At 65.9% G+C, this 13804-nt stretch carries 15 protein-coding genes; 3 read left to right on the forward strand and 12 right to left on the reverse strand.

Translation table 11 applies throughout. The features are described from left to right. Positions 1–57: 57 nt before the first annotated feature. The 12 genes from RS899_RS27905 to zur all read right to left on the reverse strand — a co-directional run bounded on the left by RS899_RS27905 (position 58) and on the right by zur (position 9465). Positions 58–639, reverse strand: coding sequence for an alpha/beta hydrolase (locus RS899_RS27905; RefSeq protein ID WP_045213435.1), 582 nt, complete (start codon positions 637–639; stop codon positions 58–60). Between the two features lie 118 nt (positions 640–757). Beyond that, positions 758–1411 (reverse strand): gamma-glutamylcyclotransferase, encoded by a 654-nt coding sequence (locus RS899_RS27910; RefSeq protein WP_024766995.1) that lies wholly within the window; start codon positions 1409–1411, stop codon positions 758–760. Positions 1412–1820: 409 nt separating this feature from the next. Further along, a complete protein-coding gene (locus tag RS899_RS27915; RefSeq protein ID WP_024766994.1) occupies positions 1821–2222 on the reverse strand; it encodes an ExbD/TolR family protein in 402 nt (133 codons plus the stop codon). 1 nt (position 2223) lies between these two features. Beyond that, on the reverse strand, positions 2224–2940 hold the full coding sequence (locus RS899_RS27920; RefSeq protein WP_024766993.1) for a MotA/TolQ/ExbB proton channel family protein: 717 nt from the start codon (positions 2938–2940) through the stop codon (positions 2224–2226). A gap of 49 nt (positions 2941–2989) precedes the next feature. Beyond that, positions 2990–3799, reverse strand: coding sequence for an energy transducer TonB (locus RS899_RS27925; protein ID WP_315808567.1), 810 nt, complete (start codon positions 3797–3799; stop codon positions 2990–2992). Between the two features lie 466 nt (positions 3800–4265). Next, positions 4266–5048, reverse strand: coding sequence for a MetQ/NlpA family ABC transporter substrate-binding protein (locus tag RS899_RS27930; RefSeq protein ID WP_024766992.1), 783 nt, complete (start codon positions 5046–5048; stop codon positions 4266–4268). A 40-nt stretch (positions 5049–5088) separates the two neighbouring features. After that, on the reverse strand, positions 5089–5754 hold the full coding sequence (locus tag RS899_RS27935; protein ID WP_024766991.1) for a methionine ABC transporter permease: 666 nt from the start codon (positions 5752–5754) through the stop codon (positions 5089–5091). Further along, entirely contained in the window at positions 5751–6761 is a 1011-nt protein-coding gene (locus tag RS899_RS27940) for a methionine ABC transporter ATP-binding protein (RefSeq protein ID WP_024766990.1), read from the reverse strand. Before RS899_RS27940 ends, RS899_RS27935 begins: the two co-directional genes overlap by 4 nt. Positions 6762–6953: 192 nt before the next feature. Further along, on the reverse strand, positions 6954–7340 hold the full coding sequence (locus tag RS899_RS27945) for a hypothetical protein (protein WP_315808568.1): 387 nt from the start codon (positions 7338–7340) through the stop codon (positions 6954–6956). Positions 7341–7377: 37 nt separating this feature from the next. Continuing rightward, positions 7378–8166: a zinc ABC transporter permease subunit ZnuB gene (gene znuB / locus RS899_RS27950; RefSeq protein ID WP_017521234.1), complete on the reverse strand. Its 789-nt coding sequence runs from the start codon at positions 8164–8166 to the stop codon at positions 7378–7380. After that, positions 8159–8959, reverse strand: coding sequence for a zinc ABC transporter ATP-binding protein ZnuC (znuC, locus tag RS899_RS27955; RefSeq protein ID WP_054910274.1), 801 nt, complete (start codon positions 8957–8959; stop codon positions 8159–8161). Before znuC ends, znuB begins: the two co-directional genes overlap by 8 nt. After that, positions 8959–9465, reverse strand: coding sequence for a zinc uptake transcriptional repressor Zur (gene zur / locus RS899_RS27960; RefSeq protein WP_017521236.1), 507 nt, complete (start codon positions 9463–9465; stop codon positions 8959–8961). Before zur ends, znuC begins: the two co-directional genes overlap by 1 nt. Before the next feature lie 70 nt (positions 9466–9535). Between zur and znuA the strand changes: the two genes are divergently transcribed. From znuA to RS899_RS27975, 3 genes are all read left to right on the forward strand, one after another. Then, entirely contained in the window at positions 9536–10477 is a 942-nt protein-coding gene (gene znuA / locus RS899_RS27965) for a zinc ABC transporter substrate-binding protein ZnuA (RefSeq protein WP_233296961.1), read from the forward strand. Positions 10478–10942: 465 nt separating this feature from the next. Then, positions 10943–13090 (forward strand): adenosylcobalamin-dependent ribonucleoside-diphosphate reductase, encoded by a 2148-nt coding sequence (locus RS899_RS27970; protein WP_315808569.1) that lies wholly within the window; start codon positions 10943–10945, stop codon positions 13088–13090. 17 nt (positions 13091–13107) lie between these two features. After that, positions 13108–13794, forward strand: coding sequence for an NrdJb (locus RS899_RS27975; RefSeq protein ID WP_315808570.1), 687 nt, complete (start codon positions 13108–13110; stop codon positions 13792–13794). Positions 13795–13804: the final 10 nt, after the last annotated feature.

The following is a 13804-nucleotide window of genomic DNA, read 5'->3' on the forward strand; positions in this document are numbered from 1 at the left end:
GAATCCGCGCGCCGAGGGGATGGGGTGCGGCACTCATGCCGCACCCGCTTGCGTGGCTCAGGCGCGCTGACGCGACTGCTGGTCGATCAGGTACTGCAGGCGATACAGATGACGGTAGCCCGCTTCCCAGGCGCCGTGGCCGGATTTCACGTTGATGTGCCCGGCGGAAGGCAGGATCACGGTTTCGGCGCCCCAGGTGCGACCCAGCGCCATGGCGCGCTGCGGGCTGCAGGCGGCGTCGTTGTCCGAGCCCACCAGCACCGTCGGGAACGGCAGCGTCTGGGCGGCAATGGGGGCAAAGTTGCGCAGCGCGTCGTGGCAGGTTTCCCGTTCCACATCCGCTGGCGCAACCAGCAGGGCGCCGGATACCTGGGCCAGCGCGCGGCGGTCGGCGCGGGCCGCCCAGGCGGCGACGGTGACGCAGCCCAGGCTGTGGGCGATCAGCACCACGCGGCCAGGCTCGCGGCGGATTTCGCGGTCGAGTTCGGCGACCCAGTCGGCACGCTGCGGGGTGATCCAGTCCTGCTGCTGCACCCGCGCGGCGTTCGGCAGGGCGCGCTGCCAGTGGCTCTGCCAATGGGCGTCGTCGGATCCGTGCCAGCCCGGCACGATCAGGTAGCGGATGCGGTCGTTGCGCATGGAGCGGCCCTCTCGAATCGTCATGAGAAGGCATTCTAGGGAGGGTTTTAATATTCGTTAAGGAATAAGAAATTCTTTGCTTATGCAGTATTTAAGCTAAACGAATGGCTATAAGCGGTTATTCCTGCGCCCGGCGCAACGGGCAGCAGCGCGCCAGGATGCCTTCCAGATTGAGGTCGGGCATGGCGTATTCACGCAGTGCGCGGGCGGTCTGCTCGACGTAGTCGCGGGTGGTGCCGAAGTGGCCCTGGGCGCTGGCCAGCACGTGCTCGACGATGTTGTCGGGCAGGGAGCCGGCGTAGCTGGGCAGATGGCGTTCGAGGACGAAGCCCAGGGCGCGCACGCGCGTGCCGTCGTCGAGGCGGCAGTTGAGCCATTCCGGGCGATAGGAGGCGTAGGGCATCTCCCTTTCCCAGAGCGCGTAGAGGTTGGCGTCGAGGTGATCTTCCGGCAGGCGGAAGGCGAAGCCTGAGCAGGAGCCGCCGCGATCCAGGCCGAGTACCAGGCCGGGTGCTTCCGGGGTGCCGCGGTGGGTCAGGGACCACAGGTAGAGCCCGCGATGATAGCCGTGCACCCGCGCGCGGCGAGCTTCGGCCACCGGGAACTCCGGGCGCCAGATCAGCGAGCCGTAGGCGAACAGCCACACAGGGCCAGCGCCATGTTCGCTCATGGTGATGTCGAGCGAGGCGCGCAGCTGTTGTGGTGTGAAGCGTTCCGGCACCCCCAGTGTCGGCGGATAAAACGGGCCTTCCGAAGCGGGAGACGATGTCATGCGGTACCCCTCAGGTCTCCGAACTGTCTTCAACTTAGTGGAAGAGCGGCGGCCACGGAAGGGCCTGAAAGGCATAGGTTTATTGCCGAGGCGGGGATGACGACGAACGGCGGCGGCGAGGCTGTGGATGTTAGCGCCAAAGCCCGTCTCCCTTAAGGGAGAGGGAGCCGATTGGCGTTGCCGGGAGGTACGGAGTTCCGCTTGATGCCATTCAGTCCCCTCTCCCTGCGGAGCGGGGCGCGCAGCCAGGGTTCGGGAGAGGGTGCTACCGGCGGCTCGGCCCCTGGGAATCGCGAATAAAAAAAGGCCGCTCACCCCTGCCTGAGTATTGGGAGAGCGGCCTTGAAGCTCGGTACGTTGTGGAGGTCCCTTTCTACACCCGCTCTGTTTCAGGCGTCTTACAGGTTCCTCAGCGCGCGGTGATGACCGCCAGTTTGGTGATGCCGGCCTTCTCGATGGAGGCCATCGCCTTGGCCACCTGGCCGTAGTTCACGGTTTCGTCGGCCTGCAGTTGCACGCGGACTTCGGCGTCCTTGGCCTTGGCTGCCGCCAGATTGCTTTGCAGCAGGTCCGGCTGGATCTCGTCCTTGTTGATGAACCACTTGCCGGCGCCGTCGATGCTCACCACCAACGGGTCCTTCTGCTCCGGCGGGGCGACCGCCTCGGTCTTGGGCAGGTTGATCGGGATGGCGTTGGTCAGCAGTGGCGCGGTGACGATGAACACCACCAGCAGCACCAGCATCACGTCTACCAGCGGGGTGACGTTGATCTCGGAGAGAACCTCGTCGCTGTCCTGGGTCGAGAAGGCCATGTCAGCTCGCCTCCTTCACGCTGGCGCCGGCAGCCGGCTTGCGTGCAGCGGTGGGCAAGGCGACGACGCGGAAGGCGCTCTTCTGCGCGAGGCTGTAGAAGTCGTGGGCGAAGTCGTCGAGGTCGGCCGCAGTGAGCTTCAGGCGACGGAGGAAGTAGTTGTAGACCAGCACCGCCGGCACGGCGACGGCGATACCCACGCCGGTGGCGATCAGCGCGCTGCCGATGGGGCCAGCGACGGTTTCCAGGCTGGCCGAGCCGGCCGCGCTGATGCCCTTGAGCGCTTCCATGATGCCCCACACGGTGCCGAACAGGCCGATGAAGGGCGAGGTGGAGCCGATCGAGGCGAGCACGGCAAGGCCGGACTCCAGGGAGCGGCGCTCGCGCTGGATCTGCTGGCGCAGGGCGCGCTCAAGGCGGTCCTGGTGGTTGATCGACTGGGCCAGGTCCGGCTGGCCGTTGTCCTGTACCTGGATGGCGGCAAAGCCAGCCTGGGCCACACGGGCGCCGGCGCCGGGCTTGCCGGCGGCCTGGTCACCGGCGGATTCGAGGCTGGTGGCGCTCCAGAACTGCTTCTGGAAGCGCTTGTCCTGGGACTTCTGGCGGGTGAACTGGACGCCTTTCACCAGGGCCAGCGCCCAGGTGACGACGGAGAAGCCGACCAGCAGCCAGATGACTGCGCCTTCGACGGATTCCAGGGGGTTCAGGGGCAGACTCATGGGTGTTCTCCTTCCGCGATTCTTGTGCGGCTGATCTGGGCAAGTGGAATCAATGCAATTTGAAGTCGATGGGTACGCTGACCCAGCCGTCCTGGGCCACATCACCGCGCTTGGCGGGGACGAAGCTCCAGCGTTTCACCGCGCGCACCGCGGCATCGTCCAGGGCGTCGCGGCCGCTGCTCTTCTGCACCTGGATCTCGCTCGGGCTACCGCTGGCAAGCACGTGCACACGCAGCAGCACGGTGCCTTCCCAACCGCGACGCTGGGCCAGGGGCGGGTATTCCGGCGCCGGGTTCTTCAGGTAACCGGCGCTGGCCGAGGGCGGCGTCAGTGGGGCCGGAGCCGGCGCTGGCGGAGCAGGTGGCGCCGGTTGCGGCGGCGGAGTTTCAGCCTTGGGCGGCGCCGGTTGCTCGACCGGCTTGGGCACGGGCTTGGGAACCGGTTTCGGCTTGGGTTTGGGGATCGGCTTGGGCGGCGGCGGTTTCACCGCGTTTTCGTCCACCACCGGGGGTGGCGGCTCCTGCACCACTGGCTCGGGGATCGGCTCGGGCGGTGGTGGCTCAACTACCGGCGGTGTCGGCGCGGTGAATTCGATGGTCATCGGCGGCACCTGTGGCGGTACCTCCGGCAGCTTGGGCGTAGGCTGCTGGCTCAGCCAGTAGATCACCGCGCCGTGCAATGTCAGGGCGAACAGGCCGAGCAGCACACCTTCGCGGCGGCTCAGCGCGCGGGCTTTCGCCGGCACGTGGCGGCTCAGTTCCAGCGCGTGGCGCAGCGGGCGGCCGAGATCGACCAGGTCGCCGCCGGGCACGTGGCGCAGGAACGCATCCGGCGCGAGGGCATGCTGGGGTTGAGCCATGAACGATCTCCTTGCAGGTCTGCGCGGCTCTGCGTCGCGCTTGAAACGGACCTGCATGATTGGTGGAGCGTCTTAGCTCTTGAAGTGATTATTTTCGTTATTGAAATAACTTTCTGAACTATATGGTTTTGCTGGGTCGCTGCAGGCCCCGCCATTCGCGCCTTTGAGCGAAATCGAAAAAAACCGATGCCTTTGCGGCATGGAAAATATGCAGGGAAGGTTGGCGAAAATTTGTCCAGAAGCGCCGAAATAGACGGTTGCCTGTAGGAGCGAGCTTGCTAGCGAACGGGATTTTCAGGCCGCTCCGGAGCTGGGCGGGTTCGCGAGCAAGCTCGCTCCTACCAAAAACCAAAAACCAAAAACCAAAAACCAAAAACCAAAAACCAAAAACCAAAAACCAAAAGCCGAAAACGAAAAAGCCCGGTCATTCGACCGGGCTTTTCAGCGGGTGAAGCTGCGTCGGCGATCAGAACGCCGGAACGACGGCACCCTTGTACTTCTCGAGGATGAACTGCTTCACCTCGGGGCTGTGCAGGGCGGCGGCCAGCTTCTGCATGGCGGCGCTGTCCTTGTTGTCCGGGCGGGCAACCAGGATGTTCACATAGGGCGAGTCAGCGCCTTCGATGGCCAGCGCGTCCTTGGTGGGGTTCAGCTTGGCTTCCAGGGCGTAGTTGGTGTTGATCAGGGCGAGGTCGACCTGGGTCAGCACGCGCGGCAGGGTGGCCGCTTCCAGCTCACGCACCTTGATGTTCTTCGGGTTCTCGACGATGTCTTTCGGGGTCGCGGTGATGGACTTGTTGTCCTTGAGCTTGATCACGCCGGCCTTGTCCAGCAGCAGCAGGGCGCGGCCGCCGTTGGTAGCGTCGTTGGGGATCACCACGGTAGCGCCCGAGGGCAGCTCTTCGAGCTTCTTGAACTTGGTGGAGTAAGCGCCCAGCGGCTCGATGTGCACGCCGGTGACGGCGATCAGGCTGGTGCCTTTGGTCTTGTTGAACTCATCCAGGTACGGCTGGTGCTGGAAGAAGTTGGCGTCCAGGCGCTTCTCGGCGACCTGGGTGTTGGGCTGCACGTAGTCGGTGAACTCCTTCACCTTCAGTTCGACCCCTTCCTTGGCCAGGATGGGTTTGACGAAATTGAGGATCTCGGCGTGCGGCACCGGGGTGGCGGCGACGGTCAGGCTGTCGGCAGCCTGGGCCAGCGGGGCGGCGATCACGGCGGCGGCAGCGAACGCGGCGAACAGTTTCTTCATGGTTGGCTCCTTGGCGGCCCGCATCCGGCGGGCCTTGTGGTTATTTGCGGGAATAGTGGACCACCAGCTTGTCGCCGACGGTCTGCAGGATCTGGACGAGTACCACCAGCATCACCACGGTGAGCAGCATCACGTCGTCCTGGAAGCGTTGGTAGCCGTAGCGGATCGCCAGGTCGCCGAGGCCGCCGGCGCCAACCACACCGGCCATCGCGGTGTAGGACACCAGGGTGATGGCGGTGACCGTGATGGCGGCGATGATGCCCGGACGGGCTTCGGGCAGCAGGGCGTTCCAGATGATCTGCCGGGTGCTGGCGCCCATCGCCTGGGTGGCTTCGATGATGCCCTTGTCCACCTCGCGCAGGGCGGTTTCCACCAGGCGCGCGAAGAACGGCGTGGCACCCACCACCAGCGGCGGGATGGCCCCGGCGACGCCCAGCGAGGTGCCGACCAGGATCACCGTGAGCGGGATCAGCACGATCAGCAGGATGATGAACGGCAGCGAGCGCAGCACGTTGACGATGAACGCCAGCACGCCGTAGATGCCGCGGTTGGCGAACATCTGCTTGGGCCCGGTGAGGAACAGCAGCACGCCCAGCGGCAGGCCGAGGATGACGGTGAACAGCAGCGAGCCGCCGAGCATCCAGAAGGTGTCGAGGCTGGCCTGGAGAATCTCGGACCAGTCGATATTCACGAAGAAGTCGCTCATGCGCGTAGCACCTCCACGTGAACTTCGGCGGCATTCAGTTGCGCCATCGCGGCCTCGATGTCACCGCCCACCAGGGACAGGGTGAGCTGGCCGTAGGGCTGGTCCTTGATGCGGTCGATGCGCCCCGCGAGGATGCTGTAGTCGACGCCGGTCTGGCGCGCGACGGTGCCCAGCAGCGGCGCGTAGGTCGCCTCGCCACGGAAGGTCAGGCGCAGGATGCGGCCCGGCACGTGGGCGAAGTCATCGTGCTGCTCGTTCTCGTCCACACGCTCGGCCTCGAAGACGAAGCGGCGGGTGGTTTCGTGCTGCGGGTGGAGGAAGACGTCGGCGACGTCGCCCTGCTCAACGATGCGCCCGGCATCCATGACGGCGACCTGGTCGCAGACCCGGCGGATCACGTCCATCTCGTGGGTGATCAGGACGATGGTCAGCTTCAGCTCGCGGTTGATCTCCGCCAGCAGTTGCAGGACCTGGCCGGTGGTCTGCGGGTCGAGGGCGCTGGTGGCTTCGTCGCAGAGCAGGATGGTCGGCCGGCAGGCCAGGGCGCGGGCGATGCCGACGCGCTGCTTCTGGCCGCCGGACAGCTGTGCCGGGTACTTGCGGGCGTGGTCCTGGAGGCCGACGCGCTCGAGCAGTTCGTCCACCCGCGCGGTGATCTCGGCGGCGCTGAAGGTGCCGGCGAGCTTCATCGGCATGGCGATGTTGTCGGCGACGGTCTTGGAGGCCAGCAGGTTGAAGTGCTGGAAGATCATCCCGACGCGCTGGCGGAAGCGGCGCAGGCCGTCGGCGTCCAGGGCGGTGATGTCTTCGCCGTCGATGACGATGCGCCCGCCGCTGGGTTCTTCCAGGCGGTTAATCAGGCGCAGCAGGGTACTTTTACCGGCGCCGGAATGGCCGATCAGGCCGAAGACCTGGCCGCCTTCGATGGACAGGCGGGTCGGCTGCAGGGCCGGGATATCGCGTCCGGCGACGCGATAGGTCTTGTGGACGTCGTGGAATTCGATCACGTAGCGAACCTTGTGGGTACGGGGAGGCGCTGCCCGTTGCCGGAGCCGTTGGATGAACGAGTGCTGGCAACGAGCGTAGGCGGTCAGCCAAAACCGCGCATTTTAACCTGCTTTTTTATGGCTGATTAATCTTTGTTCAACTAACTACGGAACAAAAGGGAATAACCGGCGCCGCGAGCGGGCGCCTTGGGCTTACGGGGTGCAGGTCGGCTGGGCAGCCGGCGCCACGGGAGCGGCGGGCTTCTGCAGGCCGCTCACATCGGCGGCGACGCCGGGGGCGCGGGGCATCAGCGAGCGGGCGCGAGTCAGGGCGGTGGTGGCGCCGTTGACGTCGCCCTTGGCCAGGGCCTCGCGGCTGCGCTCCAGGTAGGCGTCGGCCAGGCGCTTGCGGCGCTCGGCGAGCTGGGTGGCGTCTTCCTGCTCGGAACCCAGCGCGAGCTGCGCGGATTCCAGACGGCCGGCGGCCAGTTCGGTCTCGAAGGCGCTGCTGCTGGTTGGGGCGGTCGCGGTGCTCTGGCAGGCCGCCAGGGCAAGCGCCATGGCCATCAGCGCGAACAGGCGGATGACGAACGACTTCATGCGTCAGGGTCTCTTTTGATCAAAAAATCGCCAAATTCTACACCGTCCGGCGCGGCAGGACAAAGCTCAGCAGGAACAGGGCTGCCGCGCTGACCACGATGGAGGGGCCGGCAGGAGTGTCCTTGAACCAGGACAGCGAGAGGCCGGCGCACACTGCCACCAGGCCGATCAGGCTGGCGCCGAAGGCCATCTGTTCAGGGCTGCGCGCGTGCCGTTGGGCAGCGGCGGCGGGAATGATCAGCAACGAAGTGATCAGCAGCACGCCGACGATCTTCATGGCCACGGCGATGACGATGGCGATCAACAGCATCAGCGCCAGGCGGATGGCGGTTACCGGCAAACCTTCGACCCGCGCCAGTTCCTCGTGCACGGTGATCGCCAGCAGTGGCCGCCACAGCCAGCAGATCAGCCCCAGCACCAGGGCGCTGCCGGCGACTATCCACAAGAGGTCGGTCTGGCTGACGGCGAGCAGGTCGCCGAACAGGTAGGCCATCAGGTCGACGCGCACTTCCTTCATGAAGCTCAGCGTCACCAGGCCCAGCGACAGTGTGCTGTGGGCGAGGATGCCCAGCAGGGTGTCGGCGGCCAGCGGCTGGCGCTGCTGCAGGGTGACCAGCAGTACGGCGAGCAGCACGCAGCCGACAGTCACTGCCAGGGTCGGGCTGACGTCCAGCAGGAAGCCGAGGGCGACGCCGAGCAGGGCGGCGTGGGACAGGGTGTCGCCGAAATAGGCCATGCGTCGCCAGACGACGAACGAACCCAGGGGGCCGGCGACCACCGCCAGGGCCAGCCCGGCGAGGAGGGCGTTGAGCAGGAAATCAGCCATGGTTGCAGTCGGGGCCGTGCTGGTGGACCGGAGTGAAGCGCGTGCCGGCGGGGAAGGCGGGTTTCACCACCTCGCCGTGCAGGTCGTGGGAATGGTCGTGGTGGTGGTGATAGACCGCCAGGCTGCGGGCATCCTGGCCGAACAGCTCGACGAAGGCCGGGTCGCCGCTGACCTGCTCCGGATGCCCGGAGCAGCAGACGTGGCGGTTCAGGCAGACCACCTTGTCGGTAGCGCTCATCACCAGGTGCAGGTCGTGGGAGACCATCAGCACGCCGCAGCCGAGGCGGTCGCGCAGGCGGCCGATCAGGCGATAGAGCTCGGCTTGCCCGGCGACGTCGACGCCCTGTACGGGTTCGTCGAGCACCAGCAGTTCCGGCTTACGCAGCAGGGCGCGGGCCAGCAGCACGCGCTGCAGCTCGCCGCCGGAAACGCTCTGCAGCGGCTTGTCGATCACGTGCGCCGCGCCGACTTCCTTCAGCGCGTCGAGCGCCTGGGTGCGCTGCACACCGGGTACCAGGCGGAGGAAGCGGAAGACGGTGAGCGGCAGGGTCGGGTCGACGTGGAGTTTCTGCGGCATATAGCCGATGGACAGCTTCGGTGCGCGCCACACGCTGCCGGTGTCGGGCTTGAGCAGGCCGAGCACGCTGCGCACCAGAGTCGTCTTGCCAGCGCCGTTGGGGCCGATCAGGGTGACGATCTCGCCGGGAGCAATGGTCAGGTCGACGTTCTGCAGCACCGCCTGGCCGGCGTAACTGACGCCGACGCCTTGCAGGCGGATCAGGGCGTCGCTCATCACGCCTCCCGCTGGCCGGGGGCGCAGGCGCCGCAGAGGCCGACGATCTCGACAGTCTGGGTTTCCACGGCGAAGCCGACGCCTTTGGCCCCGGCGACAATCGCCTCGCTGATAGCCGGTTGTTCCAGCTCGATGGCGGTGTGGCAGGCGCGGCAGATCAGGAACTGGCCTTCGTGGGCGTGTTCCGGGTGGGCGCAGCCGATGAAGGCGTTGAGCGAGGCGATGCGGTGCACCAGGCCGTTTTCCAGGAGGAAGTCCAGCGCGCGGTAGACCGTTGGCGGCGCCGCCTTGCGGCCGTCTTCCTCACTCAGCACGGCGAGGATGTCGTAGGCGCCCAGCGGCTTGTGGCTCGCCCAGACCAGTTCCAGCACGCGCCGGCGCAGCTCGGTCAGGCGCACGCCCTGGCGCGCGCACAGCGCGTCGGCGTCGGCCAGGGCGCTGGCCACGCAGTTGGCGTGGTCGTGCGGGCGGCAGGCGAGGGGAGTCTTCGGGGCGATCTTGTACATGCGCGGCGACGCTCGGGTTCAGAGACGTTATTATATTACTCTTTCATGTCTCCCCTGTGTGAGTGCCGCCGTGTCCTTCCGTCCCGTCGCCCTGCTGACCGCCTGCTGCGCGCTGCTGCTCAGCCTCCCCGTGCGTGCCGAGGTCAGCGTGCTGACCAGCATCAAGCCGCTGCAACTGATCGCCGCCGCCATCCAGGACGGTGAAGGGACGCCAGACGTGCTGTTGCCGCCGGGCGCCTCGCCGCATAGCTACTCATTGCGCCCGTCGGACATCCGCCGCGTGCGCGATGCGCAGCTGTTCTACTGGGTCGGCCCGGACCTGGAGAACTTCCTGCCCAAGGTGCTGGACAGCCGCAAGGGCCCGAGCGTGGCGCTGCAGGACCAGGCCGGCATGCACCTGCGCAAGTTCGCCGACTTCAGCGAGTCCAACCACCCGGACCATGACGATCACGATCATGACGACCTTGGCCATGATCACGACCACCGTCCCGGCATGATCGACGCCCACCTCTGGCTGCTGCCGGCCAACGCCCAGGTGATCGCCGCGCGCATGGCCGAGGACCTGGCCATCGCCGACCCGACCAACGCGAGCCGCTATCAGGCCAACCTGAAAGCCTTCGACGAGCGCATGGAGACGCTCAATACGCGCCTGAAACAGCGCATCGATCCGCTCAAGGGCAAGCCGTTCTTCGTCTTCCACGAGGCGTTCGACTACTTCGAGGAGGCCTACGGCCTGCGGCACGCCGGGGTGTTCGCGGTTTCCGCCGATGTGCAGCCGGGCGCCCGCCACGTCGCTGCGATGCGCACGCAACTGCAGAAGGCCGGCCCGTCCTGCATCTTCAGCGAACCGCCGATCCGCCCGCGCCTGGCCGATACCCTGAGCCAGGGCCTGCCGGTGCGGCTGGCCGAGCTGGACGACCTGGGCGTGGGGGTGAAGGTGGATGCGCAGGGGTACGAGAATCTGCTGGGCAACCTGGCGGATGAATTTGCGGGGTGCCTGGAGAAGCTCTGAGCCGGGCTACTGCCGTAGCTTCCCTGATCGTAGGGCGAACAACGCCTCGGGCGTTATCCGCCGCTGGGCTTCGGATGGCGGATAAAGCGTTCCGCTTTATGCGCCCTACGATACTGTCCGGAGCCCCCTGAACCCGACCCGAGCGTGGGAGCGGCCTTCGTCCGCGATAGGTCCGCCACGCGCCGGGAAATATCGCGGACGGAATCCGCTCCTACGACAGTCATCGTCGCGCCTGATCGTCGCACTATTCCTGCCTGAAATTTCCCTCCCGATGGGCGGCCCATGCCCCGCCAATCGTCGCCTTCGTGCATCTTTTTCAGCGTCTTCCGATCAACCGTCTATCGTGTGTAATGGTGCGAGTCAGGCACAAGATATTGATGTCGGTCAGTCTTCTGTGTCTACATATTGGGTCTACTCGCGCTTCTTTGCGCCCTGCCACCCAACCGACAGGAGGTTATTTCTCGGATGGCCAAGACCGATGCGCGCCCCCGTGGCGCCGACCAAGGAGTTCTCGCCCTGCAACCTGCCTCGCAGGATATCTGGGACAGCAAGTACCGCCTCAAGCACAAGAGCGGGAAACCCATCGACGGCAGCGTCGACGAGACCTGGCAGCGGGTCGCCCGTGCCCTGGCCGACGTCGAGGCGAACAAGGCACTGCGCGAGCACTGGTACGAGCGTTTCCTCTGGGCATTGCGCAACGGCGCGATCCCGGCCGGGCGGATCATCTCCAACGCCGGCGCCCAGGGGCACAAGCCGGCCACCTCGACCATCAACTGCACCGTGTCCGGAATCATCCGCGACTCCATGGACGACATCCTGGAGAAGGTCCACGAGGCCGGGCTGACGCTGAAGGCCGGCTGCGGCATCGGCTACGAATTCAGCACCCTGCGCCCGCGTGGCGCCTACGTTTCCGGTGCCGGCGCGCACACCAGCGGGCCGCTGTCGTTCATGGATATCTACGACAAGATGTGCTTCACCGTCAGCTCCGCCGGCGGCCGCCGCGGCGCGCAGATGGGCACCTTCGACGTTAGCCATCCGGACGTACGCGAGTTTATCCGCGCCAAGCGCGAAGACGGCCGCCTGCGCCAGTTCAACCTCAGCCTGCTGATCACCGACGGCTTCATGGCGGCGGTGGAGAACGACGAGGACTGGCCGCTTATCTTCCCGATTCACGAGAAGGAGCGCGACGAGGTCGACCTCAAGGACCCGGACGAAGTCGTCTGGCGCGACTGGCCGGTGCACGACAACTACCTGGTCGGCGACGACGGCCGCGTGGCGTGCAAGGTCTACGGCCGGGTCAAGGCGCGGCACCTGTGGGACATGATCATGGTGTCCACCTACGACTACGCCGAGCCCGGCTTCATCCTCATCGACCGGGTCAACGAGATGAACAACAACTGGTGGTGCGAGGCGATCCGCGCCACCAACCCGTGCGGCGAGCAGCCGCTGCCGCCCTACGGCTCCTGCCTGCTGGGCTCGGTAAACCTGACCACCTTCGTAGTCGATGCCTTTGGCGGCAACGCACGCTTCGACTGGGAGCGCTACCGCGAAGTTGTCCGGGTGTTCACCCGCATGCTCGACAACGTGGTGGAGATCAACGGCCTGCCGTTGGAACAGCAACGTGCGGAAATCCTCGGCAAGCGTCGCCACGGCATGGGCTTCCTCGGCCTGGGCTCGGCGCTGACCCTGCTCAAGCTGCGCTACGGCAGCCCGGAAGCCTGTGTGTTCACCGAAGAAGTGGCGCGCGAGATGGCCCTGGTGGGCTGGGAAGTGGCGCTGGAGTTGTCCCGCGAGAAAGGCCCGGCGCCGGCGCTGGTCAAGGAATACGAAGTCACTGCCGAGATGCTGCGCAAGCGGCCGGAAATGAAGGCCGATGGCCTCAAGGTCGGTGACAAGGTCGCGGGGCGCGTCCTGCATGCCAAGTATTCGCGCTACATGCAGCGCGTCGCCGAGCATGCGCCGCAGCTGATCGAGGAGCTGGCCGAGCACGGTGCGCGCTTCACTCACCACAGCTCCATCGCGCCCACCGGCACCATCAGCCTGAGCCTGGCCAACAATGCCTCCAATGGCATCGAGCCGAGCTTTGCGCACCATTACTCGCGCAATGTGATCCGCCCGGGCCGCAAGACCAAGGAGAAGATCTCGGTCTTCAGCTACGAATTGCTGGCCTACCGCGACCAGGTGGACCACCACGCTGTACCGGGCGCGGAGGAGGAGAAGCACCGCCTGCCGGATTACTTCATCACCGCCGATGACATCACCCCGCAGCAGCACGTGGACATCCAGGCCGCCGCGCAGAAGTGGATCGACTCGTCGATCTCCAAGACCGCCAACGTCCCCACCGACTATCCGTTCGAAGACTTCAAGGACATCTACCTCTACGCCTGGCGTCAGGGCCTGAAGGGCTGCACCACCTTCCGCTTCAACCCGGCGGCCTTCCAGGGCGTGCTGGTCAAGGAGTCGGACCTGGAGAAGACGGTGTACCGCTTCGAGCTGGAAGATGGCAGCGTGGTGGAACTCAAGGGCAATGAGGAAGTGGAGTACGACGGCGAGATCCATACCGTCGCCAACCTCTTCGATGCCCTGAAAGAAGGCTATTACGGCAAGTACTGATGCCCCTGGAGAATGCTATGAGCGTCAAGATCAACCAGAAGATCAAAGGCTTCCAGGTGGTGGACGTGGCCGAGGAAAAGGCCCGCGTGGAAGCCGCCGCGGCCGCCGCCGTAGTGAAGATGGATGAAACCCTGCAGCGGCCGGAATTGCTGGTAGGCGCGACCTACAAGATCAAATCGCCGCTGTTCGAGCATGCGCTGTACGTGACCATCAACGACGTGGTGCTCAACCCGGACACCCCGTACGAGCAGCGCCGGCCCTTCGAGATCTTCATCAACTCGAAGAACATGGACCACTTCCAGTGGATCGTTGCACTCACCCGGATCATGTCCGCGGTGTTCCGCAAGGGCGGCGGCTGCACCTTCCTGGTGGAAGAGATGAAGGCGGTGTTCGACCCGCGCGGCGGCTACCTCAAGCGCGGCGGCATCTATATGCCGTCGATCGTCGCCGAGATCGGCGCCGTGGTGGAGCGCCACCTGGTCGCTATCGGCCTGATGGAAGGCGCGCAGATGGACGAGGAGCAGCGCCTCTACCTCGCCGAAAAGCGTGCCGCCTACGAGGCTGCCCAGGGCACCAACAAGGCTGAACCCGGCGAAGGCTTCCCCGCCGGCGCGCAGCTGTGCGGCAAGTGCAACACCATGGCGGTGGTGCAGATGGATGGCTGTGCCACCTGCCTGAACTGCGGGCATTCGAAGTGTGGGTGAGCCGGAGCGA

The organism is Pseudomonas sp. C9-3 (assembly GCF_032392015.1).
GTDB classification, from domain to species: Bacteria; Pseudomonadota; Gammaproteobacteria; order Pseudomonadales; family Pseudomonadaceae; genus Pseudomonas; species Pseudomonas nitroreducens.